Raw genomic sequence first — 26,650 nt, 5'->3', positions numbered from 1 at the left:
GGTGAAAACGGTGTCTTGCCGGTTCAGTCGAACCGTTCGAGCAACTGACGTGCGGCGGTGGAGGCGGCGAGCCCGCCACCCTGAACCTGCCGCGTGAAAATGTCCAGCGCCTCGCGCACCCGCGGGTGCTCGCGAAAGCGCTGCTTGAGGCCCGCGTCGATGCGCTCCCACATCCAGGCCGTGGCCTGCTGCTGGCGGCGTGCGGCCAGGCGGCCATTGGCGGTCTGCAGGCGCCGGAACTCGCTGACGGCGGCCCAGAAGGTGTCCACGCCCTGCCCGTGCAGCGCGCTGATCTGGATCACCTGCGGGTGCCAGACCTTTTGATCGTGGTGAACGTGATCCGGGTTGCCGTGCAGTCCGAGCAGGCGCAACGACGAGGTGATCTGCGCCCGCGCCCGGGTCGCGGCGTCGGGGTCGATGTCGGCCTTGTTGATGACCACGAGGTCGGCCAGCTCCATCACGCCCTTCTTGATCGCCTGCAGGTCGTCGCCCGCGTTGGGCAGTTGCAGCAGGCAGAACATGTCGGTCATGCCGTGCACCGCGGTTTCGCTCTGGCCCACGCCCACCGTTTCCACGATGACGACGTCGTAACCCGCGGCCTCGCAGACGAGCATGGCCTCGCGCGTCTTCTCGGCCACGCCGCCCAGCGTGCCGCTGCTGGGGCTCGGGCGGATGTAGGCCTTCTCGTGCACCGAGAGATGTTCCATGCGCGTCTTGTCGCCCAGGATGGAGCCGCCGGACACGGAGGAAGAAGGGTCGACCGCCAGCACCGCCACACGGTGGCCCTGGCCGATCAGGTGCAGGCCCAGCGCCTCGATGAACGTGCTCTTGCCCACGCCGGGTACACCGCTGATGCCGAGCCGGAACGCGCCGCCGGTGTGCGGCAGCAGCCCGGTCAGCAGCGCATCGGCTTGCTGGCGGTGGTCTGGGCGGGTGGACTCCAGCAGCGTGATGGCCTTGGCCATCGCGCGGCGCTGGACGGCCGCACCACCCGAGACGATGCCGGCCAGGATCTGCTCAGGGGTCAAGCCACGGCCTTCTTGATCTGTTCGAGAACGTCCTTGGCGCTGGCCGGGATCGGCGTGCCAGGGCCGTATACGCCCTTGACGCCGGCCTCGTACAGGTAGTCGTAGTCCTGGCGCGGGATCACGCCGCCCACGAACACCACGATGTCATCCGCGCCCTGGTCCTTCAGCGCCTTGATGATGGCCGGCACCAGGGTCTTGTGCCCAGCGGCCAGGGTCGAAACGCCCACGGCGTGCACATCGTTTTCAATGGCTTGGCGAGCGCACTCTTCCGGGGTCTGGAACAGCGGACCCATGTCGACGTCGAAGCCCAGGTCGGCGAACGCCGTGGCGACGACCTTGGCGCCGCGGTCGTGCCCGTCCTGGCCGAGCTTGGCGATCATCACGCGCGGGCGGCGGCCCTGCGCGGTGGCGAAGTCGGCGATTTCGGACTTGAGCTGTTCCCAGCCTTCGGCAGAGTCGTAAGCAGCGGCGTACACCCCGGTCACCTTCTGTGTGTCGGCGCGGTGGCGCCCATAGATCTTCTCCAGTGCGTCGGACACTTCGCCGACGGTGGCGCGCAGGCGGATGGCCTCGATCGCGAGGTCCAGCAGGTTGCCCTGGCCGCTCTCGGCAGCGGCGGTGAGCGCGTCCAGCGCCGACTGTACCGCCGCGCTGTCGCGACTGGCCTTGATGGTCTGCAAGCGGGCGATCTGGCTCTCGCGCACCTTGACGTTGTCCACCTCCAGGATGTCGATGGCGTCTTCCTGCTTGAGCTTGTACTTGTTGACGCCGACGATCACGTCCTTGCCGGAGTCGATGCGGGCCTGCTTCTCGGCCGCGGCGGCCTCGATCTTGAGCTTGGCCCAGCCCGAGTCCACCGCCTTGGTCATACCGCCCATGGCGTCGACCTCCTCGATGATCTTCCAGGCCTCGTCGGCCATCTGCTGGGTCAGCGTCTCCATCATGTAGCTGCCGGCCCAGGGGTCCACCACGTTGGTGATGTGGGTCTCTTCCTGGATGATGAGCTGTGTGTTGCGCGCGATGCGGGCGCTGAACTCGGTCGGTAGCGCGATGGCTTCGTCGAACGAGTTGGTGTGCAGCGACTGCGTGCCGCCGAAGACAGCCGCCATGGCCTCGATGGTGGTGCGCACCACGTTGTTGTAGGGGTCCTGCTCGGTCAGCGACCAGCCCGAGGTCTGGCTGTGCGTGCGCAGCATCAGGCTCTTGGGGTTCTTGGCGTTGAAGCCCTTCATGATGCGGCACCACAGCAGGCGGGCCGCGCGCATCTTGGCGATCTCCAGGTAGAAGTTCATGCCCACCGCCCAGAAGAAGGACAGGCGACCGGCGAACTCATCCACGTCCATGCCCTTGGCGATGGCGGTCTTCACATACTCCTTGCCGTCGGCCAGGGTGAAGGCCATCTCCAGCGCCTGGTTGGCGCCCGCCTCCTGCATGTGGTAACCCGAGATCGAGATCGAGTTGAACTTCGGCATGTTCTTGGCCGTGTACTCGATGATGTCGCCGATGATCTTCATCGACGGCTCGGGCGGGTAGATGTAGGTGTTACGGACCATGAACTCCTTGAGGATGTCGTTCTGGATGGTGCCGCTGAGCTTGTCCTGCGAGACGCCCTGTTCCTCCGCCGCCACCACGTAGCCAGCCAGGATGGGCAGCACCGCGCCGTTCATGGTCATAGAAACCGACACCTTGTCCAGCGGGATCTGATTGAACAGGATCTTCATGTCCTCGACCGAATCGATCGCCACGCCTGCCTTGCCGACGTCACCGGTCACGCGCGGGTGGTCGCTGTCGTAGCCGCGGTGCGTGGCCAGGTCGAAGGCCACCGAGACACCCTGTCCGCCGGCGGCCAGCGCCTTGCGGTAGAAGGCGTTGGATTCTTCGGCGGTCGAGAAGCCCGCGTACTGGCGGATGGTCCAGGGGCGCACCGCGTACATCGTGGCCTGCGGGCCGCGGATGTAGGGCTCGAGGCCCGGCAGTGTGTTGGTGTACGGCAGGTCCTTGGTGTCCTCGGCGGTGTACAGCGGTTTGACGCTGATGCCGTCGGGCGTGGTCCAGTTGAGCGCATTCACGTCGCCACCGGGTGCGGATTTCTGGGCCGCCTTGGTCCAGGCTTCGAGGCGGGCGGGGGCGAATTCGTTGGGTTTCTGGCTCATGACAGGGGCTCGCTCAGGCAGACGGACGGCGATCTGCAACAGATCAGTGCGTCGAGTTTACATCATTCATAATTATTGATGCAAAATATTCCAGCGGGCTTACAATGCGGGCTTGCTGTCACCGTCCCCATCTGCATGTCCGCCCTCTCCCTCGCCCCCCGCGCCCTGTACGAAGAAGTCGCCGAGCTGCTGCGCCAGCGCATCTTCCGCCGCGAGCTGGAGCCGGGCAGCTGGATCGACGAGCTCAAGCTGGCCGAGGAATACGGCATCAGCCGCACACCGCTGCGCGAGGCGCTGAAGGTGCTGGCGGCCGAAGGCCTGGTGACCATGAAGGTGCGCCGGGGCGCTTACGTGACCGAAGTGTCCGAGAAAGACCTGGCCGACGTCTACCACCTGCTCTCGCTGCTCGAATCCGATGCCGCGGGTGTGGTGGCCGAGCGCGCCAGCGACGCCCAGCGCGCCGAACTGCAGGCCCTGCACGCCGAACTGGAATCGGCCCTCCCCCACCGCGACCGATTCTTCGCCATCAACGAGCAGTTCCACATGCGGCTGCTGGAAATGGCCGACAACCGCTGGCGCCAGCAGATGGTGGCCGACCTGCGCAAGGTCATGAAGCTCAACCGCCACAGCTCGCTGTTCAAGTCGGGCCGGATCGAGGAGTCGCTGGCCGAGCACCGCGCGGTGATGGCTGCCCTGCTCGCACGCGACGCCGACCTCACCCGCCGGCGCATGCAGGAGCACTTCCGCAACGGGCTGGAGGCGGCGACCTGAGCCGATAATCCCGGGCATGAACATTGCCCTTCTCGCCCAGCCCGGCATCCTCGAACCCGTGCCCGCCCATGGGCGCTACCTCACCTGCCAGTTGCGGGTCGGCGCCGACCCGCGCGTGGTGCTCAAGCGGCTGGCCAGCCAGGCCAATGGCCGTGACACCGTGGTCGGCATCGGCGCTTCGCTGGTGCGCGAACTGGGCGCCCAGTTGCCAGGCTTGAAGACATTCACTGGCGTCGACGGCGCCCGCATCAAGCTGCCCGCCACGCCCACCGATCTCATGCTCTGGCTGCGCGGTACCGACCGCGGCGACCTGTTGATCCGCAGCCGCCACCTGGAAACCCTGCTGGCGCCGTCCTTCGACGTGACCGACATCACCGACGCCTTCAACCACAACCAGGGCCGGGACCTCACCGGCTACGAGGACGGCACGGAGAACCCCCAGGGCGACAAGGCTGTGGCCGCGGCCCTGCTGCCCGAGTCGGCGGGACCACTCGCGGGCAGCAGCTTTGTGGCCATGCAGCGCTGGCACCACCACATGAGCCGCTTCGAGGCCATGTCCAGGCAGCAGCAGGACGACACCATCGGCCGCGAACGCGAGAGCAATGAGGAACTGGAAGACGCGCCCGCCTCGGCCCACGTCAAGCGCACCGCCCAGGAAAGCTTCGACCCGGAAGCCTTCGTGCTGCGCCGCTCCATGCCCTGGGCCGAAGGCAACGACGGCGGCCTGGTGTTCGCCGCCTTCGGCTGTTCCTTCGACGCGTTCGAAGCCCAGCTGCGCCGCATGTCGGGGGCGGAAGACGGCATCACCGATGCGATGTTCAGCTTCACCGAGCCACAGACCGGCGCCTACTTCTGGTGTCCGCCAGTCCGGGACGGGCTGATCGACCTGCGCCCGCTGGGGCTTTGACGGGCCTCAGCGGCCGGCGATGCCCAGCAGTTCCACCTCGAACAGCAGCGTGGCATTGGGCGGAATCACCCCACCCGCACCGCGCTCGCCGTAGGCGATCTGGCTCGGGCAGGTCAGCTTGGCCTTGCCGCCGACCTTGATGCGTTGCACGCCCTCGGTCCAGCAGGGAATCACCCGGCCCAGGGGAAACTCGATCGGCGTGCCCCGCGCGTAGGAGCTGTCGAACTCCTTGCCATCGGGAAAGGTGCCCTTGTAGTGCACCTTGACCGTGTCGGCCGCCGTCGGGCTGGCGCCCGTGCCGTCCTTGAGCGAGCGGAACACCAGGCCGGTCTTGGTGACCACCGCCCCCGGTTCTTTGGCGGCGGCGTCCAGGATGGCATTCGGGGCAGCGCTCTGGGCCAAGGCGGCGACAGCGCACAGACCCACGGCAAGGGCCAGCAGGCGGGAAACGGTTCGGTTCATTCGGGTTCCTTCAGTGGATGGAAACGGGGACGCCGGGGGCGGTCTCGGCCTCGGGCTGACCGACATGGGCCTGGGCCAGTGTCCAGACCTCGCGGGGTGGCAAAGGCTTGAGACGGTGGTCGCTCCAGACTTGGCGCCACTTGCGGGCACCGTGCAGGCCGTGGCGCAGGCCCAGCATGTGGCTGGCGATCGAATACCAGTTCACGCCGTCTTCGGCGTGGGCGCGTTCCATGTAGTCGATCATCGCCAGTTCAACCTCTTCCCGCGTAGCCGCGGGGCGGCTGTCGTCACCATAGAAGCGCGCGTCCCACTCGGTCATCAGCCAGGGGTTGTGGTACGCCTCGCGGCCAATCATCGCTCCGTCGACACGCTGCAGGTGCGTTGTGATCTGTTCGTTGGTGGTGATGCCTCCGTTCACCGCAATGGTGAGGTCGGGGAAGTCCTGCTTCAGCCGGTAGGCCAGCTCGTAGCGCAGCGGCGGGATCTCGCGGTTCTCCTTGGGCGACAGGCCCTTGAGCCAGGCGTTGCGGGCATGCACCAGAAACACCTGGCAACCGCCCTCGGCCACCGTCCCGACGAAATCGCGCACGAAGTCGTAGCTTTCGACCTTGTCGATGCCGATACGGTGCTTGACCGTCACTGGAATGTCGACCACATCCACCATCGCTTTGACACAGTCGCGCACCAGGGCCGCCTCCCCCATCAGGCAGGCGCCGAACGCACCGCGCAGCACCCGTTCGCTCGGGCAGCCACAGTTGAGGTTGATCTCGTCGTAGCCATGGTCCTGTCCCAGCTTTGCACAGACGGCCAGGTCCGATGGTTCGCTGCCACCAAGCTGCAGCGCCACCGGATGCTCCTCGTCGTTGAAGAACAGGTGCTGGGCGGCGTTGCCATGGATCAGCGCGCCCGTGGTGACCATTTCGGTGTAGAGCAGCGTGTGGCGGGTGAGCAGGCGGTGGAAGTAGCGGCAGTGGCGGTCGGTCCAGCCCATCATGGGGGCGACCGACAGGCGCCAGGGAGAAACGGAAACAGACATGGGGCCGATTATCCCAGCGGGCAACAAAAAACCCGCCGAAGCGGGTTTCATGTCTGTGCCCTGTGCACCGTCACCCCATGTGCAGGCCGCCATTGACCGAGAAGTCGGCGCCGGTGGCGTAACCGCCCTCTTCGCTGGCCAACCAGGCGATGATGGAAGCGATCTCCGATGGCTCGCCCAGGCGCTTGACCGGCACCGTGGCGACAATCTTCTCCAGCACGTCCGGGCGGATGGCCTTGACCATGTCGGTGCCGATGTAGCCCGGGCTCACGGTGTTGACCGTCACACCCTTGGTGGCCAGTTCCTGCGCCAGGGCCATCGAGAAGCCATGCATGCCGGCCTTGGCGGCCGAGTAGTTGGTCTGGCCGGCCTGGCCCTTCTCACCGTTGACCGACGAGATGTTGATGATGCGACCCCAGCCCTTTTCCACCATGTCGGGCACGACCTGCTTGGTCACGTTGAACATGGAGTCGAGGTTGGTGTTCATCACCGCATCCCAGTCCTCCTTGGACATCTTCAGGAACATGCGGTCCTTGGTGATGCCGGCGTTGTTGACCAGCACGTCGATGCTGCCGTGTTCGGCCTTGGCCTTGGTGAAGGCCTCGACGGTGGACTCCCAGTCACCCACGTTGCCGACCGAGGCGTAGAAGGTGTAGCCCAGCGCCTTCTGTTCGTCCAGCCACTTGTTGTAGTCGCGGGTCGGGCCGCAGCCGGCGATGACCTTGAAACCGTCTTTGTGCAGGCGCTGGCAGATGGCGGTACCGATGCCGCCCATGCCTCCGGTGACGTATGCGACTTTCTGGCTCATTGTGATGCTCCTCTTGGTGGTGCCGTGTGGCGAAAAATGGTTGGGTGTCAGGCGCGTTCAATGGCGAGGGAAACGCCCATGCCGCCGCCGATGCACAGCGCGGCCAGGCCCTTCTTGGCGTTGCTGCGCTGCATCTCGTGCAGCAGCGTCACCAGGATGCGGCAGCCGGACGCGCCGATGGGGTGGCCGATGGCGATGGCGCCACCGTTGACGTTGACCTTGGCCGGGTCGATGTCCAGCGCCTTGTTGACGGCGCAGGCCTGGGCGGCAAAAGCCTCGTTGAGTTCGAACAGATCCACATCCGACGCCTTCCAGCCGGCGCGGGCCAGGGCCTTCTGCGACGCAGGCACCGGGCCCATGCCCATGGTGGCCGGATCCAGGCCGCTGGTGCCGAAGGCAGCGATGCGGGCGAGCGGCGTCAGGCCCAAGGCCGCGGCCTTCTTGGCGCTCATCACCATCACGGCGGCGGCGCCGTCGTTGATGCCCGAGGCATTGCCGGCCGTCACCGAGCCCGCCTTGTCGAAGGCCGGACGCAGACCGGCCAGTGCTTCGGCGTTGGTCTTCTTGTTGATGAACTCGTCGCTGTTGAACACCAGCGGATCGCCCTTGCGCTGCGGGATCAGCACGTCGACGATCTCGTCCTTGAACTTGCCGGCTTCTTGCGCGGCGGAGGCCTTCTGCTGGCTGCCCAGCGCCAGCGCGTCCTGCATCTCACGGGTGATGCCGTGGGCCTTGGCCACGTTCTCGGCGGTGATGCCCATGTGGTACTGGTTGTAGACGTCCCACAGGCCGTCGACGATCATGGTGTCGACCATCTTCCAGTCCCCCATGCGCTGGCCGTCGCGGCTGCCGTTGAGCACGTGCGGGCTGGCGCTCATGTTTTCCTGGCCACCGGCGATCACGATCTCGCTGTCGCCCCAGGCGACGGCCTGCGCGGCCAGCATCACGGCTTTGAGGCCCGAACCGCAGACCGCGTTGATGGTGAGCGCCGGGGTTTCCTTGGCCACACCGGCCTTCATCATGGCCTGACGGGCCGGGTTCTGACCCACGCCAGCGGCCAGCACCTGGCCCATGATGACTTCGCCAATGGCATCGGCGGGCAGACCGGTGCGCGCCAGCAGGCCCTTGATGACGATGCTGCCGAGTTCGGTGGCCGGTGTCTTGGCCAGCGATCCGCCGAACTTGCCGACGGCGGTGCGGGCGGCGGAAACGATGACGATGTCTTCCATGTGGTTCTCCTTGAGAGGTGGGTGCAGCAAAGTGGGGGGCTTGCGTTCAGGGCTGAACGCAAGCGGTCAGGACGTTCAGGCCTTCGCCTTCACATAGCGGCCGGGCGCCGGCTCGATGGCGACGTACGCTTTGCCCTTGCCATAGGTCTTGGGCGCAGCAATTTGCTTGCCAGCCAAGGGTTTGAGCCAGGCGGCCCAGTCGGTCCACCAGCTGCCCTTGTGTTCGGTGGCGCTGTCGATCCACTTGTTCACATCCGCCGGGAACTGGCCGGCCGGCCCGGTCCAATGGCTGCGCTTGCCCGCGGCCGGCGGGTTGATCACACCGGCGATGTGGCCCGAGGCGCCCATGACGAAGCGCTTCTTGCCAGGGAACACCTGCGTGCTGGCATAGGCGCCGCCGATCGGCACGATGTGGTCTTCGCGCGAGCCGTAGATGTAGACCGGCAGCTTGACCTTGCGGAAATCCACCTCGTGCCCGCAGACCGTCGTCTTGCATGGCTTGACAAGGTTGTTCTCAAGGTACATGTTGCGCAGGTACCAGGCGTAGTACGGGCCGGGCAGGTTGGTCGCGTCGGAGTTCCAGTACAGCAGGTCGAACGGCGGCGGCGACTCGCCCTTGAGGTAGTTGCCAACCACATAGTTCCAGACCAGGTCGTTGGGCCGCAGGAAGCTGAAGGTGGTGGCCAGGTCGCGGCCGGGCATGAGCCCGCCCTGCGCGAATTGCATTTCGCGCATCTTGACGAAGGCCTCGTCGATGAACACGTCAAGAATGCCGGTGTCGGTGAAGTCCACCAGCGTGGTCAGGAAGGTGGCGCTGTGCACCCGCTCCTCCCCGCGCGCCGCCAGCACGGCCAGCGCGTTGCTCAGCATGGTGCCGCCCACGCAGAAGCCCAGTGCGTTGATCTGCTCGGCACCGGTGATGTCCTGCGTGGTCTTGATGGCCTGGATGACGGCGTCCTCGATGTAGTCGTCCCAGGTCTTGTGGCCCAGCGAGGCGTCGGGGTTGCGCCAGCTCACCACGAAGGTGCGGTGGCCCTGCTCCACGCAGTAGCGGATGAACGAGTTGGTCGGCTGCAGATCGAGGATGTAGAACTTGTTGATGCAGGGCGGCACCAGCAGGAACGGACGCTCGTACACCTTGGCCGTCAGGGGCTTGTATTCGATGAGCTGGAACAGCTCGTTCTCGAACACCACGGCGCCTTCGGTGGTGGCCACGTTCTTGCCCACCTCGAACACGCTTTCGTCGGTCATCGAGACGTGGCCCTGCTTGATGTCGTGCAGCAGGTTGGCCACGCCCTTGGCAATGCTCTCGCCCTGGGTTTCGATGGCCTTCTTCTGCGCCTCCGCATTGAAGGCCAGGAAGTTGCTCGGTGCGCTGGCGTCGATCCATTGCTGGACCGCAAAACGCACACGCGCCTTGGTCTTGGCATCGCCTTCAACCGCCTCGGCCAGGGCCATCAGGGTGCGGGCGTTGAGCAGGTACACCGCCGCCGAATAGGCCGCCACCGGGTTGCTGCCCCAGGCTTCGTCGGCAAAACGCCGGTCCCCCTTGGGCTTGACATCCATGCCCTGGTTCCAGAGCCCGGTCACGTCCTTGAGGTACTGGTTCTGGATTTCCAGCAAACGGGCCGGATCGAAGCTGACCTTCTGACCCGCTGCCTGGTGGAACAGGTCGCCCATGCCCGGCAGGCTGCCCATGGCCGGCATGGCCATGCCGAACGGGTTGCCGGCGCCGGCCTGCGGCATGAACGCCTTCAAGGCCGCGAACGGATCAGAGGGGGAAGCGGGGTGCTGGGCTGCACCGGGAAAGGCCTGCGCGGCCTGGGTCCATTGCTGGATGAGCTGGTTCTGCAACTGCTCGGCCGCCTGCAGCCAGTCGGGCTGAGGTGTCTTACCAGATGTCATGCAAGTCTCCGATGTTTGTCCTGCGGCTTATTATCAAGTCCTATCGGGCTTGAGGCCGGGTTTTCCCTAGTGTCTGTCTGCTCACTTCCAACAAACTGACAACAAACTTCCCGGTCGCAGGTCGCTATGTATCTGGTTGTGATCGCTTGGCTCTACGTGGTGCTGATGATGTCGGTGGCGGAAGCCACCGGCAGCAACGGCTCTCTTCTTGGAGCCATTGTGACCTTTTTTCTTTACGGTTTAGTGCCACTTTCATTGGTGGTTTACCTGATGCTCACGCCCCAGCGGCGCAAAGGCCTCCGTGAGCGCGAGGCCGCCGAAGAAGCACAGCGCCGGCAAGCAGCTTCAGGCCTTCCAGACGCAGGCGGCCATGCGGCCGGTGCTGCCGAGCCGGGCGGCGTCCCGACGGTGGGAAAAGAACCGTGACGACTGGGTGACGGTGCACCAGGCATCGCTGCCGTCGTTGCCGAAGATCTTCGTCACGCCCATCGCACGCAGCCGACGCCGGGCCAGCGCCGGCAGATCGGCCAGAAACTTGCCTTCGGCTGGCAGCGCCTCAAAGCAACATGCAGCCTCGTTGTCGACCGCCACGAACGCGTCGCGCACTTCCGCGCCCACTTCAAACGCTTTGGGTCCGATGCAGGGACCCAGCCACACCAGCGGCGCCACCTCCGGGGAAGACGGAGCCATGAAGGCCTGAAAAGTGGCCTCCAGAACGCCATGGCCGCCCTGCCCTGCCAGTCCGCGCCAGCCGGCATGAGAGGCGGCCACCGCTGATCCGTCGGGCAGGCACCACAGCACCGGCAGGCAGTCGGCCACCATCACGGTGCAGACCACGCCGGCCCGCGCCGTCAGGCAGGCATCGGCCTCGGTGCCGTCGGGGGTTTTTGCGTCGATGGACGCAACTTTCAAGCCGTGAACCTGGGACAGGAACACCGGGCGTGCGCAGCAGACGTCCTTCAGCCGCCGGCGGTTGGCGAGCACCGCCACCGGATCGTCTCGCACGTGATCACCGAGGTTGAAGCTGTCAAAGGGCGGCGCCGACACGCCACCGCCCCGGGTCGTGAACACGGCGCGGACGCCCGCGGGCACCGGCCAGTCGGGCACCAGCCAATCGGACGGGAACGCCATCAGGCCTCGTTGTCCGGACAGGCCGATGGCTGGGCCTGCTGGAACGCCGGCAGGGTCATGCAGGCTTCAAAGGCCGCCATGGTGCGCGGCAGGCCGTCCATGGGCGTGTTGAAGCGCTGGCCGTTGAAGATCTGCGGCACCAGGCAGCAGTCGGCCAGGGTCGGCGTGTCGCCGAAGCAATAACGCCCGGCGGGCAATTGGTTCAACTGGCGCTCGAAGGCTTCCAGCCCGGTGCGCACCCAGTGGCGGTACCAGGTGTTCTTCGTCTCCTCGTCGACCTTGAGCGTGCCCGAGAGGTACCTGAGCACACGCAGGTTGTTGATCGGGTGGATCTCGCAGGCGATCGACTGCGCCAGCGCGCGCACGCGGGCGCGGCCGATGGCGTCGCCGGGCACCAGCGCCGGCGCGGGATGGGTCTCGTCGAGGTACTCGATGATGGCCATGGACTGAGACAGTCGGGTCCCATCGTCGAGCTCCAGCAGCGGCACCAGACCGTCGGCGGCGATGTCGGCGTAGGCCGGCTGCCTGTGCTCACCCTTGGCCAAGTGCACGGGCACGTAGTCGTAGGCGATGCCTTTGAGCGCCAGCGCGATGCGCACGCGGAAGGACGCGGAGGAACGGAAGTAGTTGTAGAGCTTCATGGCGCGAGCATAAGGGGATGTACAAGGCTGCGCAGCCGTGCGGCCACGGCCGGCACGATGCTCGCGGCATTGCTCTCGTGAGGGATGCAGTCGGTGCTCCAGATGCGGTCCACGCCTGCCTCGCGGATCAGCGCCACTGCGCCCTGGGCGAACAGCGCATGCGTCACCGCCACATCGACCGATGCCGCACCGGCATCCCGCAGCATTTGGGCCGCCCGCGCCAGCGTGTGCCCCGAGCTGGCGACATCGTCCATCAGCACCACCGGACGCCCCTGCACCCGCACGGATGGCAGTTCGATGTCGACCTGGCGGTCGCCGTGGCGGGTCTTGCGGCACACACCGTACTCCCAACCGTGGCGCCGGGCGGCCTGCGCCACCCATTGCTGCGACTCTTCGTCCGGACCGATCAGCAGCACGTCGCCCGCACACTGGCGGGCGATGTGGTCCGACAGCAGGGGCGCGCCGTCGAGCACGATGGCGTCTTCTACCGGGATCGCCTCTTGCAGAGTAGCGACGCGGTGCAGGTGGGGGTCGACCGTGATCACTGCGTCGAACAACTGCGCCAGAAACGCACCCACGATGCGCTGGCTCACCGCCTCGCCCGGGTTGAAGGCGATGTCCTGTCGCATGTAGGCCAGATAGGGCACGACCAGGGTCAGGTGCCGCGCGCCGAGCGTGCGCGCCGTGCGCGCCACCAGCATCAGTTCCACCAGCTTGTCGTTGGGCTGGTGCAGGCCGCGCCAGAGCACCACGCGCGCGGGCAGCGACTCAGGCAGCCGCACCCGCACTTCGCCATCGGGGAAGCGGTGACGCTGCACCACCGCCAGCGACAGCCCCGTCTGGTCGGCACAGGCCTGCGCCAACGGGCGTTCGTCGTCAAAGCACAGCAACACACCGGACAGGTCGTCAGAAGGCATCAGGACTCCACAAACACCTGGGGTATCTGGGCAGCCGTGCCCAGCGAGACGCCGCAGTGCCGCTCCACCGCGTGGCGTGCGAACTGCAGGTCGGACGGGTAGTCGGCGTGCACCCGGAAGAGCACTTGCCCGGCGCGCACCGTGTCGCCCAGCCGGCACAACAGGTCCACGCCCGCGCCCTTGACCTTGGGCGCGCCGGCCAGGCGTGCGATCTGGGCGATCTGCAGGTTGTCGATGCCGATCACCACGCCATCGGACGCCGCCGGCACCTCCAGCGTGAGGGCCCCGAGCGCGGGATGGTGGTGATCGAAGCTGTGCGAACCCTGTGCCGTGATGATGGCTTGCATGCGGGACAGCGCCCGACCGGATTCCAGGATGTCGCGCGCGATCGCGTAGCCCTGGCCACCGCGCACATCGGGACTGCACTCGATCAGCCGGCCGGCCAGCCGCAGCGACTTCTGGCGCAAGTCGTCGGGCGCCTCCGGATCGTTCTCCAGCACGCGCATCACGTCGCGCGCCTCCAGCGCCGGCCCGATGCCGCGGCCCACGGGCTGCCGGCCGTCGGAGATGACCACGTCCAGCGAGAGGTGCAGGCGCTGCGCCACGTATTCGAACAGGCGGCGCAGCTTCTGCGCCTCGGGCATGGAGCGCACCTTCGCGGTGGGACCGATGGGAATGTCCAGCACGAGGTGCGTCGCACCCGCCGCCATCTTCTTGGACAGGATGGAGGCCACCATCTGGCCCGGCGAATCGAGGGCCAGCGGCCGCTCCACCGAAATCAGCACGTCGTCGGCCGGCGACAGGTCGGCCGTGCCGCCCCAGGCCAGGCAGCCCCGGTGGTCCCGCACGATGTCGGTCAGCCGGTCGAACGGCAGCTCCACATTGGCCAGCACCTCCATGGTGTCGGCCGTGCCGGCGGGCGAGGTGATGGCGCGCGAGGAGGTCTTGGGGAACACCAGTCCGTAGGCCGCGACGATGGGCACCACCAGCATCGAAGTGCGGTTGCCCGGGATGCCGCCGATGCAGTGCTTGTCCACCACCAGGGGTTCGCGCCAGTCCAGCCGGCGCCCGCTGGCCACCATGGCCTCGGTCAGGAACGACACCTCTTCGCGGTCCAGCTCGCTGCGGTTGCAGGCCACGACAAAGGCGGTGAGCTCGATCTTGGAATAGCGGTGGCGGGCGATGTCGCCGACGATGGACTGAAAGTCGTCGCGGCTGAGCCGCTCGCCGTTGATCTTGCGGAACAGCGCCGGAATCGAAGCCGGCGGTTCGGCCTGGGTCACCGACGCGGGATGGCCTTCGGGCACGGCCAGCTGCGCAAACGCATCCTCGGACACGCCGATCTGCTCGCAGCCCACCAGCGCCGGGTCGTCGACCACGTTGAGCGTGGCCAGGATGCTGCGCCCGTTGGCACGCACCTCGACCTTGGACAGGGCCTGAAAGCCCTCGGCCCGCACCACGGCGCAGTCGCGATGCAGGTAGGCCACGTTCTCGCGCCAGGTGTCGATCGCCACGCGGCGCAGGGTCAGCCCTGCACCGGCGCAGGGAGTGGTCGTTGCAGGTGTCTCCATGGCTCCACGATACACCGCCCCGGGGCGCTTCTAGGCCACGGAAATCGGTTAATGTTTTGCCACCCCACGCAGGAGACGTGCCCATGAAAGCAGAACAGAACCAGCGCCTGACCCAGGTCGGCCCCGGCACGCCCGGCGGCGAGCTGCTGCGCCGCTACTGGCAACCGGTGGCCATGCTGGACGAGTTCGACCCGTCGCTGGCCCCGCCGATGGCGATCCGTCCGGTCAAGGCGGTGCGGCTGCTGGGGCAGGACTTCGTGCTGTTCAAGGACGCCCAGGGGCGCTTTGGTCTGCTGGACCGCGACTGCCCGCACCGCGGGGCCGACCTGGCCTACGGCCGCAACGAGGGCGACGGCCTGCGATGTCCGTTCCACGGCTGGAAGTTCGACGTGAGCGGCCAGTGCACCGAAACGCCCGCCGAGCCCGCAGGCAGCACGCTCTGCCAGCGCATCCGCCAGCGCAGCTACCCGCTCGTGGAGAAGGCTGGCGCGCTGTTCGCCTGGCTCGGTCCGCAGGACCGGACCCCGCCGCCCTTCCCTGCGCTCGACTGTTTTGTGGCCCCGGCCAGCCACAGCTTCGTCTTCAAGGGCCTCTGGCACTGCAACTGGCTGCAGGCCTTCGAGGTCGGCATCGACCCGGCGCACGCGTCCTACCTGCACCGCTTCTTCAACGACGCACCGCTCGAAGGCAGCTACGGCAAGCAGTTCCGCGGCGCCAGCGCGGGCGACATCGGCGGCGAGCGATGGCCCATGACGCGGGTGATGCGCGAGTTCGACCGCCCCGAGATCAGCTTCACCCAGCAGCCCTGGGGTCTGCAGCTGACCGCGCTCCGTCCGCTGAACGAAGCGTTGACCCATGTGCGGGTCACCAACGACGTGTTCCCGCAGACCTTCGTGATCCCGCTGTCGGAGACCATGACGATCACGCAGATGCACGTGCCGGTGGACGACACCCGCAACTACTGGTACGCCTTCTTCACCAGCTTCGACGCGCCGGTCGACAAGGCCACCATGCGCCAGCAGCGGCTCAAGGCCGTGACCATGCCCGACTACATCCCCAAGGCAGGCCGCTGGAACCAGTGGGGCTTCAATCCGGAAGAGCAGATGACCCGCACCTACCTGGGCATGGGCGAGGACGACATCAACGTGCACGACCAGTGGGCCTGCGAGAGCATGGGGCCCATCCAGGACCGCACGCGCGAACACCTGGGCACCACCGACAAGGTCATCATGGCCCACCGCCGCCTGCTGCAGCAGGCCATGGACGCCGTGGCGCAGGGCGGCCCGGCGCCGGGCATTGGCGACCCGGCGCTGGCGGCGGCCATCGGTGGGCCCGACACGGTCGACGGCATTGCGCCCGCGCCAGGTTGGCAGGACTGGTGGCAGCACGCCGTGCGCGAGAAGCGCGCCGGGGCGCCGTGGTCGACCGCCGACTCGCCGACACCAGACCTGGTGGCAGGCGCCCGATGATGTCGTTCGCAGAACGCTGCGGCGAGCACGACAGCCACCGGGAGCAGTCCTGCCTGCGCGCTGCCCGGCTGATCGAGTCCAGCGGGGTCCAGCGCGTGCGCATGGGCTGGTGCGATGTGCATGGGCAATTGCGCGGCAAGACGCTGATGGCGCACGCCGCGGTCCGGGCCCTGCGGGAAGGTGTGGGCATGGTCGGCACGATGATGCTCAAGGACACCTCGGACCACACGGCCTGGAAGGTGTTCGAGGCGAATGGCACGGAAGGTCTGACGGGATTCGCCGGCGCGGCCAACCTGATGCTGCTGCCCGACCCCGACAGCTTCACCCTGCTGCCGTGGACCGACGGCACGGGCTGGCTGCGCTGCCAGCCCTGGCACACCAGCGGCGCTCCGGTGGAGCTGGACAGCCGGCGCGTCCTGCAGCAGGCGCTGTCGAAGCTGGCCGTCACCGGCTTCGGCTTCAAGACCGGCCTCGAGGTCGAGTTCCACATCTACCGCATCACCGACGCAGCGCCGCAGCTCGACCCCGAACGCGCGGACTGGCCCGGCTTGCCGCCAGCGGTGCAGATGATCCACCCCGGCTACAACCTGCAGGCAGAGTCCATGATGGACATGGCCGACGAGCCGCTGCGCATCGTGATGCAGACCGCGCAGGCGCTGGGCCTGCCGCTGCAGTCGCTGGAGATCGAGCTGGGCCCGAGCCAGGTGGAGGCGGTGTTCGACGCCACCGACGCGCTGACCGCCGCCGACCAGATGGTGCTGTTCCGCAACGGCGTGCGCCAGGCGCTGCGCCGCGCCGGCTACCTGGCCACCTTCATGTGCCGCCCGCCGTTCCCCCACATCATGTCCAGCGGATGGCACCTGCACCAGTCGCTGGTCGAACTCGACAGTGGCCGCAACGGCTGCGCGCGCGGGGCCCCGGCCGAGGGCAGCACGGCGCGCGACGCCCGGCACACCCTCTCGGACGCCGGCGCCCACTGGCTGGCCGGCCTGCTGGCGCACGCGCCGGGCATGACCGCCCTGTGCACCCCCACCATCAACGGCTTCGGCCGCTTCCGGCCCAACGCCCTGGCGCCGCAGCACATCCTCTGGGGCCAGGACAACCGGGGCGCGATGCTGCGGGTGGTGGGCGCCGCTGGCGACCCGGCCACCCGGATCGAAAACCGCATCGGCGAGCCGGCGGCCAACCCCTATCTCTACATCGCGTCGCAGATCCACAGTGGGCTGGACGGACTGTTGCGCGGACTGACGCCACCGGAGGCCACCGACAGTCCTTACGCCAGCGGACATGAACGCCTGCCCGACAACCTCGGGGATGCGCTGGCCGCGCTGCAGGCCGACGAGGCGCTGACCAACGGCCTGGGGACCGCCGTGGTCGAGCACTTCTGCCGCATCAAACAATCCGAAATCAACCGCCACACCGACGCCAAGGACAAGGCCGACTTCGAACGGCGGGAATACTTCAGCCGCTACTGACCCAACTCTTTCTCTCATGAGCACCATCCACATCCGTTTTGTCCACGCCGACCAGACCGAAGAAACCATCACCGTCGCCACCGGCCAGAGCCTCATGAAGGCCGCCGTCGACGCGAACATCCACGGCATCGAGGCCGACTGCGGCGGCGTGCTCACCTGCGCCACCTGCCACGTCATGATCGACAGCCCTTGGGCCGAGAAGCTGCCCAAGCCCGTGGCCGATGAAACCGACATGCTCGACTTCGCCGCCAGCCCGGTCGAGGCCGGCAGCCGGCTGAGTTGCCAGGTGCGGCTGACGCCCGAACTCGATGGCCTGGTGGTCCGCCTGCCCGCCTCGCAACACTGAACCACCGAGCCCCTGTTCTGAAAGGTCTCCCATGAGCTACGTCTTCCCTCCTCCCGCCGTCGTCTCGGTGCCGGTGGTCGGCCGCGCCGAACGCTTTCCCGTGCACCGCATCTACTGTGTCGGCCGCAACTACGAAGAACACGCCAAGGAAATGGGCTTCACCGGCCGCGAACCGCCGTTCTTCTTCATGAAGCCGGCCGACGCCATCGTGGTGGCCGAGGCGGGACAGGCGGCCACCATCCCCTACCCCCCGCTCACCCGCAACCTGCACCACGAAATCGAGCTGGTGGTGGCCATCGGCCGTGGCGGGCGCGCCATCAAGGCCGCCGACGCGGCCGGCCACATCTACGGCTACGCCGTGGGACTGGACATGACCCGCCGGGATCTCCAGAACGACATGAAGAAGCAGGGCCGCCCCTGGTGCATCGGGAAGGCCTATGACCACTCGGCACCGATCGGCCCCATCACGCCCGCAGCGGAAGCGGGCGACATCGGCAACGCGGCGATCTGGGTGCAGGTCAACGGCAGCGACCGCCAGCGCAGCAATGTCTCCAAGCTGATCTGGAACATCGCCGAGACCATCGAGCACCTGTCGGCGGCCTGGGAGTTGCAGCCTGGCGACCTGATCTACACCGGCACGCCCGAAGGCGTGGCCGCCGTGGTCAGCAGCGACACCATGACCGGTGGCGTCGACGGGCTCACGGGCATCACCGTGCATGTGGCGTGACGCAGCAAGGGTAAACCCCCAGAGGTCGCTCCCTAGAATGGAACGCCTCTGATCCGCTGTTCCCAAAACCACAGGAGCCACAACATGATCCAGCGCAGAACCCTGCTGCAATCCGGTGCCGCCGTCGCCTTCGGCGCACCCGCCCTCGTCGGCTTTGCCCAGCAAAGCGTGACCCTCAAGTTCCACACCTTCATGGCGCCGCAGTCCAACGTGTGGCTGAACATGCACAAGGCCTGGATGGACAAGGTCACCAAGGACTCCGATGGCCGCATCAAGTTCGAGGCCTACCCGGCGATGCAGCTGGGCGGCTCGCCCGTGCAGCTGTACGACCAGGCCAAGGACGGCGTGGTGGACATCGTCTGGACCCTGCCGGGCAACACCCCGGGCCGCTTCCCGCGCATCGAGGTGTTCGAGCTGCCCTTCATGATGAACAACGCCGAAGCCACCTCGCGCGCCTACTGGGAGTATGTGCAGACGGTGGCCGTGGACGAGTTCAAGGAGGTGCAGCCCATTGCCCTGCAAGTGCACGGCCCCGGCATGTTCCACATGCGCGACAAGCTGGTGAAAACCGCGGCCGACCTGCAGGGCTCCAAAGTGCGCGGCCCCACCCGGCAGATCACCAAGATGCTCGGCTACCTGGGCGCCACTCCGGTGGGCATGCCGCTGCCGCAGATTCCTGACGCGCTGTCCAAGGGCGTGATCAACGGCTGCGTGATCCCCTGGGAGGTCGTGCCCTCGGTGAAGGTGCACGAGCTCACCAAGTTCCACAGCGAGTTCGACCCCGCGGGCGGCGCGCTGTACACCACCACCTTCATCATGGCCATGAACAAGGCTAAGTACGCCTCGCTGCCGCCCGACCTCAAGGCCATCATCGACAAGAACTCCGGCATCGACACCTCCGGCTGGCTCGGCAAGGTGCAGCAGGGTGGTGATGTCCCGGGCCGCGAGTCGGCCGTCAAGCAGGGCAACACCATCCACACCATTCCCGCGGCAGAGGCCCAGGAATTCAAGCGCAAGGCGCGCCTGGTCGAGGTCGAGTGGATGCAGGACATGGACAAGCGCGGCTTCAACGGCAAGCAGCTGCTCGACACCGCCAGGGCCTTGATCGAGAAGCACGGCAAGGCCACCCCCAAGAAAGCCTGACGACCGTCGGCTTCACAAGGGCTCCCATGGGAGCCCTTTTTTGTTTCGCCCCTACACTCGACACCATGTTTCGCAGCCCGATCCAGCACTGCCGCCAATGCGGCGCACCCGTGGTCTACCGACTGCCAGACGACGGCGACACCAAACCCCGCGCGGTCTGCACCGCCTGTGCCACCGTGCACTACGAGAACCCGCTGAATGTGGTGGGCACCGTGCCGGTCTGGGGAGACGACGGCGCCCAGGTGCTGCTGTGCCTGCGCAACATCGAACCGCGGCGGGGCAAGTGGACCTTGCCGGCCGGTTTCATGGAACTGGGCGAGACCACAGCCGAGGGTGCGCAGCGTGAAACCATCGAGGAAGCCGGCGCCACCATTGAAATCGGCCCGCTGTTCACGCTGATGAACGTCGCGCGCGTCGGTCAGGTCCACATGTACTACCGGGCACGGCTGCTGAACGACCGCTTTGACCCGGGCGTCGAGACCATCGAGGCCCGGCTGTTCACGGAAGACCAGATTCCCTGGGACGAGATCGCCTTCCGCACCGTCCGCGAAACCCTGGAGCGCTACTTCGCCGATCGCCGCCAGGGTCACTTTGGTTTTCACACCATCGACATCGCCTGAGGGGTGGGCGCGATTCACCGCCTGGGCAAGGCGTAGGCGATCACGGAGTCACCCGCTTTGGTGCCGAGCGAGCCATGCCCGCCCGCCGCCACCACGATGTACTGCCGACCGTCCGCACCGAGGTAGCTGATGGGCGTGGCCTGGCCGCCTGCCGGCAGCCGGCTCTGCCACAAGGTCTCGCCGGTCGCCGTGTCGTAGGCGCGCAGGTAGTAGTCCAGCGTACCGGACAGAAATGCCACGCCACCCGCGGTCAGCAAGGGACCGCCCAGGCTGGGCACGCCCATCTTGAACGGCATCGGCACGGGTGCCAGGTCCCGCACGGTGCCGTTGCGGTGCCGCCAGACGATGCGACCGCTGTTGAGGTCCACGCCCGCTACATAGCCCCAGGGTGGTGCCTGGCAGGGAATGCCCAAGGGAGAGGTGAAGGCGGCCAGCTTGACCGCGAACGGTGCGCCAAAGTTCTCGTTGAGAGCCGGAAGCGATTCGTCGGGCCGTTCGCTGCCCTGCACCATGAGAGAGGTGTCGTCTGGCCGGCGGACCAGTTGGGAGGTGAACGCGAGATAGCCCGGCGTGGTGAAGGCGATCTGCCGCTGCGGATCCACCGCGATGCCGCCCCAGTTGAAGACACCGAAGTTCCCCGGATACACCAGCGAGCCTTCGACGGAAGGTGGTGTGTATCGGCCTTCGTAACGCAAGCGGCGGAACGCGATTCGACAGGCGAGCTGGTCAAAAGGCGTCGCCCCCCACATGGCTGCTTCGGTCAGCGGAGGCGGATCGAACGAGATCGCCGACACCGGCTGGGTGGGCGCGGTATGGTCACCACTCGCAGCGCCTTGGGGCACCGGCACTTCCCGGACCGGGTGCACCGGGATGCCCGTCCGGCGATCAAGCACGAACAGCTCGCCCTGCTTCGTGGGCTGGACCAGGGCGGGCACCGGGGAGCCGCCCACGGTCAGATCGATCAGTGTGGGCTGCGCGGGCACGTCGTAATCCCAGAGGTCGTGGTGGACGGTCTGGAACACCCAGCGCATGCGGCCGGTGGCGAGATCCAGCGCGACCACCGAAGAGCCCACTTTTTCGCTGGCGTCGGTGCGGCGCCCACCCCATTGGTCGGGAGGCGGGTTGCCCAGCGGCAGATACACCAGTCCCAGCGCCTCGTCCACGCTCATGATGGACCAGACGTTGGGTGAGCTTGGCTCATAGGTCTTCCCGGGAGCGATGGGTGCCGTGTCTCCGTCCGGCCGGGCCGGGTCCCAGTTCCAGAGCAGTTTGCCGGTCTGGATGTCAAAGCCGCGCACCACACCCGAGGGCTCGCGGGTGGACACGTTGTCGAGCACCGTGCCCCCTACCACCAGCACCTTCTGCGAGGCGACCACCGGAGACGTGGAGTAGTAGCCTCCCAGGCGCACATTGGGCATGCCCTGCCAGAGGTTGATCTGCCCGGTGCCCCCACCAAAGCTGCGACACACCGCGCCCGAGGCCGGATCGAGTGCAATGATGCGACCGTCCGCAGTGGGCAGGAAGAGCATGGCGGTGCAGGAGTCCACGGCGGGTCCGTCTCGGGACGCCACCGGCAGCGCGGGCATGCCCGGCACCTGAGCGTCCTCGCCCCCCGGCACTGTGGTTTCGGCGGAGGGGGCACCACCCGCCCAGTAGGACAAACCCCGGCAAGTCTGGTGCTGCAAGGCCAGACCGGAAAGCACGCCTGGGTTGAATCGCCACAACTCCTGCCCGGTCGTTGCGTCCAGCGCGATGGCGAACTGGTGAGGTGTGCAGAGGAACAGGCGGTTGCCCACTTTCAGAGGTGTCGCTTCAAAAGTGGTTTCCTCCGGGTCGCCGGGCTGCCCCCGAAGGTCACCGGTTCGGTAGTGCCACGCGACTTCAAGCCGGGCCACATTCCCGGGGGTGATCTGGTCGATGGGCGCATAGCGCTGCCCGTGGCCAGTGCGCCCGTAGGCATGCCACTCACCGGCGGGCACGGCGCCGTCGTGGGGGGCGGTGGGCGACGCGCCCGCGAACTCGCCTTTGATTGCAGCTGGGTCGACCACCCACGTGGTGACCGCCACTCCGACATAAAGCATCAGTGCCCCGGCCAGCGCAACACGTCCAGCACACCAGCGTTGGCGCGGCCGTGGAGCACGCCGTCCGCCTGCTCCGCGCGCAGGCGCATCCGCGAGCCGACGGGCCACCCAGGGGCTCGCCATCAGCAGGCCGATCAGAAAAAACACATCGGTGCGCGCCGCCAGAGGCCACCACGCCCAACCCGCTTCCCAGAGACTCCAGCCCAGTGTGATCAGGAAGAACAGCGCGTACAGACTGAGCGCCACCCGGCGAGCCCGCCACATCAGAAGAGCCACGCCCAGCAGAGCGATGCCCGCCAGCACGTAGTAGTAGGAACCCTGCAAAGTCACGAGCAGGGCACCGCCGCCAAGGAATCCGATCCCAGTCAGCGCCACGATGACCGCTGTGATGGACAGCAAACGGCTTTTGTTGTGAATGGGCGAAGTGCTCATGGTGCGGCTCCAGTCGGATCGATAGAAACGATGGAGGGCAAGGTGCATTCCCACGACGCGATGTCCGTACCGGTTGGCCCCCCCCCGCTGCGGGTGGTGGTTCTGAGACGAATGCTGGTGAGCAGGGTTAAAACAGTCGTGGTCCACCAATCTGCTATGGAGGACTGGGCCATGCAAAAACAAAAAAGCCCGGAGTCGTGAAACTCCGGGCTTTTTGCGTTTTTGGTCGGCGTGGCGGGATTCGAACTCGCGACCCCTTGCACCCCATGCAAGTGCGCTACCAGGCTGCGCTACACGCCGTCAAGCCTTGCATTATAGCGTGCAAACTGGTCAATTTACACCGGCGAGCTCAGAAGCTCACGTATTTCAAGCAGTTCCCGTCGGACACCCAGCAACGCTGACGATGGCTGTTCGGAAACCGCGGGCTCGACGTCCACGACCATCTCGTCCTCTGCATCTCCAACCACCTCGTAGCCCACCGAGTCCGCAAAGTCACCGTCCTGCAGACGGCGTTTGTCCCTCTCGGCCTGCACCAATTCCTGCAGCTTGTTGCGTGCTCCACTGATGGTGAATCCCTGGTCATACAGCAACTCGCGAATACGCCGGATCATGAGCACCTCGTGGTGCTGGTAGTAGCGCCGGTTGCCGCGCCGCTTCATCGGACGCAACTGGGTGAACTCCTGCTCCCAGTAGCGCAGCACGTGCGGCTTGACACCACACAATTCGCCCACTTCCCCGATGGTGAAGTAGCGTTTTGCGGGAATCGGGGGAAGCGATTTTTCCATCAAAATCAATGCGGTATAGACCGAACCTTGAAATTTACTCTAAGCGTCGGCTGCGCGCGCTGCGCAGCTGAAAAAACCGTACAAACTGTTGCAAATCCATCTCTTTCATACTTTTTTGCGGATGTGTGAAGGAGAAAAAAAGCCCGGCAACCAGCGGTCCCGGGCTTTTTTCGACCTGGCTGACCAGGCCTGGCGCAAGAACGTCAACCGGTGATGACCGCCGCCTGCACCTGTTCCTTGAGTTTCGGACTCGCATGGAAGGTGACCACACGACGGGCCTCGATGGCCACGGGCTCGCCTGTCCGGGGATTGCGGCCCGGTCGCGGTGCCTTGGTTCGGATCTGGAAATTGCCAAAGCCGGAAATCTTGACATCGGTTCCTTCGACCAGACAGTCCGTGATCAGGTCAAAGAACGCATCAATCATGTCCTTGGACTCGCGCTTGTTCAGACCGATCTGATCAAACAGCAATTCGGCCAGCTGTGCCTTTGTCAGCGCGGGGGTCTCCAGACTCTCGACTGCCAGTTCCATCGGGATGTGCTCCAGGTTCTTGTCCATGTGCCGTGTGTTCAACGCAAGCGTGCTCCCACGCGCTGCTCCAACGAAACGAGCGCACCTTTGACAGCCGCCTCAATCTCCTGCTCAGTCAGTGTAGCGTCCTCACGGCTGAGCGTGAGGCGAACGGCCAGGCTCTTTTCGTCCGCCGCCAGGCTGCCGGCCGCCACCGCCTCTGCGGTCTTCTTGGGCCGGTACACATCGAACAGCACGGCGTCGCGAAGAAGCTCGCTGCCCCCCGCGCGGATCGCATCCATCACGGCAGCGTGCGTCACCGACTCCTTGACCACGACGGCAATGTCGCGCTCCACAGGCTGCTGGCGGCTCACGGGACTGAACGCAGGAACATCGCGGTGCAGCACGGCATCCAGCGCGAGTTCGAACATCACCGGCGCCTGCGCCAGCTCGTAGGACTGGCGCCACTTCGGGTGCAGTTCGCCCACATGGCCGATGCAACGATCATCCAACCAGACACTGGCGCAACGACCCGGGTGCATGGCCGGGTGCTCTGCCGGCTTGAACAGGGCCTGAAGCGGCGCCAGCAGCGCCTGCACGTCGCCCTTGATGTCGAAGAAATCGATGTTGCGCTCTGCGCTGCCCCACTGCAGGCTGTCCACCCCGCCATAAGCCAGACCGGCCACTCTCATGGGCTGGTCGAAACCAGCGACGCTGGTGTCGCTGTCCTGCACCGAAGCATCCTTCCGGAACACGCGGCCCAGCTCGAACAGGCGCACACGCTGTGCCTTGCGGTCGAGGTTGAACTTGAGCACGGCGATCAGGCTGCCCAGGAGCGATGAGCGCATCACGCTCATCTGGCTGGCGATGGGGTTCAGCAGCTTGATCGGGTCAGCGTTGCCCGCCAGCTCACGCTCCCAGCGCTCTTCGACGAAGCTGAAGTTGATGGTCTCCTGGTAACCCAGTTGCGCCAGTTGGCGGCGCACCGCGAACGGACCGCGTTTCGACTCAGCGCGCAGCTTGGCGGTGATGGGTGCCAGCGGCGGGTTGGTCGGCAGCTGTTCGTAGCCGATCACGCGCGCCACTTCCTCGATCAGGTCTTCCTCGATCTGCAGGTCGAAGCGGAAAGCGGGCGGCGCCACGGTGACGGTGCCTTCGCCTTCTGTCACCTCCAGGCCCAGGCGTCGCAGCGCTTCAGCACACTGGTCTTGCGTGACGGGCATGCCAATTACTTTGGCCGCACGGGCCACGCGCAGCGTCACCGGCGTGCCTTCGGGCAGCGCCAGGGTCTGGTCGTCCAGCGGGCCGGCCTGGCCGCCACAGATGTCCAGCACCAGTTGCGTGATGCGCTCGACGTGTTCGACGGTGGTGGACGGGTCCACGCCACGCTCGAAACGGTGACCCGCGTCGGTGCTGAAGTTGTAGCGGCGTGAACGGCCAGCAATCGATTTGGGCCACCAGAAGGCGGCCTCGATGAAGATGTTCTGTGTGTCGTCGGACACCGCAGTGGCGTCACCGCCCATGATGCCGGCCAGCGATTCGACTTCCTTGTCGTCGGCGATCACACCCACTTCGGCGTCCACCGTGACGGTGTTGCCATTGAGCAGCTTGAGCTGTTCACCCTCTCGGCCCCAGCGCACCTGCAGGCCGCCATGGATCTTGTCGAGGTCGAAGATGTGCGAGGGGCGGCCCAGCTCGAACATCACGTAGTTGGAGATGTCCACCAGCGGCGAAATGCTGCGCTGGCCGCAGCGCGCCAGGCGCTCGACCATCCAGGCCGGCGTCTGTGCCTGCGTGTTGACACCACGCACCACGCGGCCACTGAAACGGCCACACAGGTCAGGCGCCTGCACGCTCACCGGCAGACGGTCCTGCACCTGCACGGCGACCTGGGGGAGCGTGGGTTGCTGCAGCGGCGTGTCGGTCAGCGCCGACACCTCGCGCGCGATGCCGTACACGCTCAGGCAGTGCGCCAGATTGGGCGTGAGCTTGAGCGTGAACAGCATGTCGTCCAGACCCAGTTGCTCGCGGATGTTGCGGCCGATCACCGCGTCGTCGCCCAGTTCCAGCAGGCCATTGCTCTCTTCCGAGATCTGCAGTTCCTTGGCCGAGCACAACATGCCCTGACTCTCGACGCCGCGCAGCTTGCCCAGCTTGATCGCAAACGGCTTGCCATCTTCTCCGGGCGGCAGCAAAGCCCCGACGGTGGCACACGGCACCCTGATGCCGGCGCGGGCGTTGGGCGCACCACAGACGATGTTCAACGGAGCATCCCACCCCACGTCCACCTGGCACACGCGCAGACGGTCGGCATTGGGGTGTTGCTCGGCGCTCAGGATCCGACCCACCACCACACCAGTGAAAGCAGGCGCAAACGGGCGCAGCTCCTCAACCTCCAGACCGGCCATGGTCAGGGTATCGGCCAGCTGCTGGCTGGTCAGGGGCGGATTGCAGAAGGCACGCAGCCAGGATTCGGGGAATTGCATGGGTTCAGCTCAACAAGA

The 26,650-nt window shown here is 66.4% G+C and carries 24 protein-coding genes and 1 tRNA gene; 9 read left to right on the top strand and 16 right to left on the bottom strand.

Annotated features, from left to right (window positions below; genetic code table 11):
* Nucleotides 1–23: 23 nt before the first annotated feature.
* Both meaB and scpA read right to left on the bottom strand, forming a co-directional pair.
* Nucleotides 24–1,028: a methylmalonyl Co-A mutase-associated GTPase MeaB gene (meaB, locus tag RCO38_RS07705; protein WP_308327712.1), complete on the bottom strand. Its 1,005-nt coding sequence runs from the start codon at nucleotides 1,026–1,028 to the stop codon at nucleotides 24–26.
* Nucleotides 1,025–3,181: a methylmalonyl-CoA mutase gene (scpA, locus tag RCO38_RS07700; protein ID WP_308327711.1), complete on the bottom strand. Its 2,157-nt coding sequence runs from the start codon at nucleotides 3,179–3,181 to the stop codon at nucleotides 1,025–1,027. The genes meaB and scpA overlap by 4 nt, the downstream gene beginning before the upstream one ends.
* Before the next feature lie 135 nt (nucleotides 3,182–3,316).
* Here scpA and RCO38_RS07695 point away from each other — a divergent pair, with 135 nt between their 5' ends.
* Nucleotides 3,317–3,952 carry a GntR family transcriptional regulator gene (locus RCO38_RS07695; protein ID WP_308327710.1) on the top strand — a complete coding sequence of 212 codons (636 nt, stop codon included), beginning with the start codon at nucleotides 3,317–3,319 and terminating at the stop codon, nucleotides 3,950–3,952.
* A 16-nt stretch (nucleotides 3,953–3,968) separates the two neighbouring features.
* Nucleotides 3,969–4,859, top strand: coding sequence for a Dyp-type peroxidase (locus RCO38_RS07690; protein ID WP_308327709.1), 891 nt, complete (start codon nucleotides 3,969–3,971; stop codon nucleotides 4,857–4,859).
* Between the two features lie 6 nt (nucleotides 4,860–4,865).
* On the opposite strand, the gene RCO38_RS07685 is transcribed toward RCO38_RS07690, so the two are convergent.
* From RCO38_RS07685 to RCO38_RS07665, 5 genes are all read right to left on the bottom strand, one after another.
* Complete coding sequence (locus tag RCO38_RS07685; protein ID WP_308327708.1) at nucleotides 4,866–5,321, bottom strand: FKBP-type peptidyl-prolyl cis-trans isomerase; 456 nt, start codon at nucleotides 5,319–5,321, stop codon at nucleotides 4,866–4,868.
* A gap of 10 nt (nucleotides 5,322–5,331) precedes the next feature.
* Complete coding sequence (gene dusA, locus RCO38_RS07680) at nucleotides 5,332–6,357, bottom strand: tRNA dihydrouridine(20/20a) synthase DusA (protein ID WP_308327707.1); 1,026 nt, start codon at nucleotides 6,355–6,357, stop codon at nucleotides 5,332–5,334.
* 70 nt (nucleotides 6,358–6,427) lie between these two features.
* Nucleotides 6,428–7,165, bottom strand: coding sequence for an acetoacetyl-CoA reductase (gene phbB / locus RCO38_RS07675; RefSeq protein ID WP_308327706.1), 738 nt, complete (start codon nucleotides 7,163–7,165; stop codon nucleotides 6,428–6,430).
* A gap of 47 nt (nucleotides 7,166–7,212) precedes the next feature.
* Complete coding sequence (locus RCO38_RS07670) at nucleotides 7,213–8,394, bottom strand: acetyl-CoA C-acetyltransferase (RefSeq protein ID WP_308327705.1); 1,182 nt, start codon at nucleotides 8,392–8,394, stop codon at nucleotides 7,213–7,215.
* 75 nt (nucleotides 8,395–8,469) lie between these two features.
* Nucleotides 8,470–10,299: a PHA/PHB synthase family protein gene (locus tag RCO38_RS07665; RefSeq protein WP_374694524.1), complete on the bottom strand. Its 1,830-nt coding sequence runs from the start codon at nucleotides 10,297–10,299 to the stop codon at nucleotides 8,470–8,472.
* A gap of 126 nt (nucleotides 10,300–10,425) precedes the next feature.
* Between RCO38_RS07665 and RCO38_RS07660 the strand changes: the two genes are divergently transcribed.
* Entirely contained in the window at nucleotides 10,426–10,725 is a 300-nt protein-coding gene (locus RCO38_RS07660; protein WP_308327704.1) for a hypothetical protein, read from the top strand.
* On the opposite strand, the gene pgeF is transcribed toward RCO38_RS07660, so the two are convergent.
* Genes pgeF through RCO38_RS07640 form a run of 4 tightly spaced genes read right to left on the bottom strand, consistent with a single transcriptional unit; the run spans nucleotide 10,645 to nucleotide 14,559 of the window.
* A complete protein-coding gene (gene pgeF / locus RCO38_RS07655) occupies nucleotides 10,645–11,430 on the bottom strand; it encodes a peptidoglycan editing factor PgeF (RefSeq protein WP_308327703.1) in 786 nt (261 codons plus the stop codon). The two genes, RCO38_RS07660 and pgeF, sit on opposite strands and share 81 nt — an antisense overlap.
* On the bottom strand, nucleotides 11,430–12,071 hold the full coding sequence (gene maiA / locus RCO38_RS07650; protein WP_308327702.1) for a maleylacetoacetate isomerase: 642 nt from the start codon (nucleotides 12,069–12,071) through the stop codon (nucleotides 11,430–11,432). The genes pgeF and maiA overlap by 1 nt, the downstream gene beginning before the upstream one ends.
* Nucleotides 12,068–12,988: a ribose-phosphate diphosphokinase gene (locus RCO38_RS07645; protein ID WP_308327701.1), complete on the bottom strand. Its 921-nt coding sequence runs from the start codon at nucleotides 12,986–12,988 to the stop codon at nucleotides 12,068–12,070. The genes maiA and RCO38_RS07645 overlap by 4 nt, the downstream gene beginning before the upstream one ends.
* A complete protein-coding gene (locus tag RCO38_RS07640) occupies nucleotides 12,988–14,559 on the bottom strand; it encodes a thymidine phosphorylase family protein (RefSeq protein WP_308327700.1) in 1,572 nt (523 codons plus the stop codon). The genes RCO38_RS07645 and RCO38_RS07640 overlap by 1 nt, the downstream gene beginning before the upstream one ends.
* An 83-nt stretch (nucleotides 14,560–14,642) precedes the next feature.
* Here RCO38_RS07640 and RCO38_RS07635 point away from each other — a divergent pair, with 83 nt between their 5' ends.
* From RCO38_RS07635 to RCO38_RS07610, 6 genes are all read left to right on the top strand, one after another.
* Nucleotides 14,643–16,028: an aromatic ring-hydroxylating dioxygenase subunit alpha gene (locus RCO38_RS07635; protein WP_308327699.1), complete on the top strand. Its 1,386-nt coding sequence runs from the start codon at nucleotides 14,643–14,645 to the stop codon at nucleotides 16,026–16,028.
* Nucleotides 16,028–17,503 carry a glutamine synthetase family protein gene (locus RCO38_RS07630; RefSeq protein ID WP_308327698.1) on the top strand — a complete coding sequence of 492 codons (1,476 nt, stop codon included), beginning with the start codon at nucleotides 16,028–16,030 and terminating at the stop codon, nucleotides 17,501–17,503. Before RCO38_RS07635 ends, RCO38_RS07630 begins: the two co-directional genes overlap by 1 nt.
* A 16-nt stretch (nucleotides 17,504–17,519) precedes the next feature.
* Nucleotides 17,520–17,849, top strand: coding sequence for a 2Fe-2S iron-sulfur cluster-binding protein (locus RCO38_RS07625; protein WP_308327697.1), 330 nt, complete (start codon nucleotides 17,520–17,522; stop codon nucleotides 17,847–17,849).
* A 31-nt stretch (nucleotides 17,850–17,880) separates the two neighbouring features.
* Nucleotides 17,881–18,576: a fumarylacetoacetate hydrolase family protein gene (locus RCO38_RS07620; protein WP_308327696.1), complete on the top strand. Its 696-nt coding sequence runs from the start codon at nucleotides 17,881–17,883 to the stop codon at nucleotides 18,574–18,576.
* Nucleotides 18,577–18,660: 84 nt separating this feature from the next.
* Entirely contained in the window at nucleotides 18,661–19,719 is a 1,059-nt protein-coding gene (locus RCO38_RS07615; RefSeq protein ID WP_308327695.1) for a TRAP transporter substrate-binding protein, read from the top strand.
* 65 nt (nucleotides 19,720–19,784) lie between these two features.
* On the top strand, nucleotides 19,785–20,339 hold the full coding sequence (locus RCO38_RS07610) for an NUDIX hydrolase (protein WP_308327694.1): 555 nt from the start codon (nucleotides 19,785–19,787) through the stop codon (nucleotides 20,337–20,339).
* Between the two features lie 14 nt (nucleotides 20,340–20,353).
* Here RCO38_RS07610 and RCO38_RS07605 read toward each other — a convergent pair whose 3' ends face one another.
* The 5 genes from RCO38_RS07605 to pheT all read right to left on the bottom strand — a co-directional run bounded on the left by RCO38_RS07605 (nucleotide 20,354) and on the right by pheT (nucleotide 26,632).
* On the bottom strand, nucleotides 20,354–22,852 hold the full coding sequence (locus tag RCO38_RS07605) for a membrane-bound PQQ-dependent dehydrogenase, glucose/quinate/shikimate family (protein ID WP_308327693.1): 2,499 nt from the start codon (nucleotides 22,850–22,852) through the stop codon (nucleotides 20,354–20,356).
* 223 nt (nucleotides 22,853–23,075) lie between these two features.
* Nucleotides 23,076–23,152: transfer RNA gene (locus RCO38_RS07600), tRNA-Pro, on the bottom strand.
* Between the two features lie 35 nt (nucleotides 23,153–23,187).
* Nucleotides 23,188–23,637, bottom strand: coding sequence for a MerR family transcriptional regulator (locus RCO38_RS07595; RefSeq protein ID WP_308327692.1), 450 nt, complete (start codon nucleotides 23,635–23,637; stop codon nucleotides 23,188–23,190).
* A 203-nt stretch (nucleotides 23,638–23,840) separates the two neighbouring features.
* Nucleotides 23,841–24,167 carry an integration host factor subunit alpha gene (locus RCO38_RS07590; protein ID WP_308328070.1) on the bottom strand — a complete coding sequence of 109 codons (327 nt, stop codon included), beginning with the start codon at nucleotides 24,165–24,167 and terminating at the stop codon, nucleotides 23,841–23,843.
* 38 nt (nucleotides 24,168–24,205) lie between these two features.
* Complete coding sequence (gene pheT, locus RCO38_RS07585; RefSeq protein ID WP_308327691.1) at nucleotides 24,206–26,632, bottom strand: phenylalanine--tRNA ligase subunit beta; 2,427 nt, start codon at nucleotides 26,630–26,632, stop codon at nucleotides 24,206–24,208.
* Between the last annotated feature and the right edge of the window lie 18 nt (nucleotides 26,633–26,650).

Source organism: Hydrogenophaga pseudoflava (assembly GCF_031020795.1).
Classification (GTDB): Bacteria; Pseudomonadota; Gammaproteobacteria; order Burkholderiales; family Burkholderiaceae_C; genus Hydrogenophaga; species Hydrogenophaga pseudoflava_A.
This window is presented reverse-complemented; position numbering and strand designations above follow the sequence as displayed.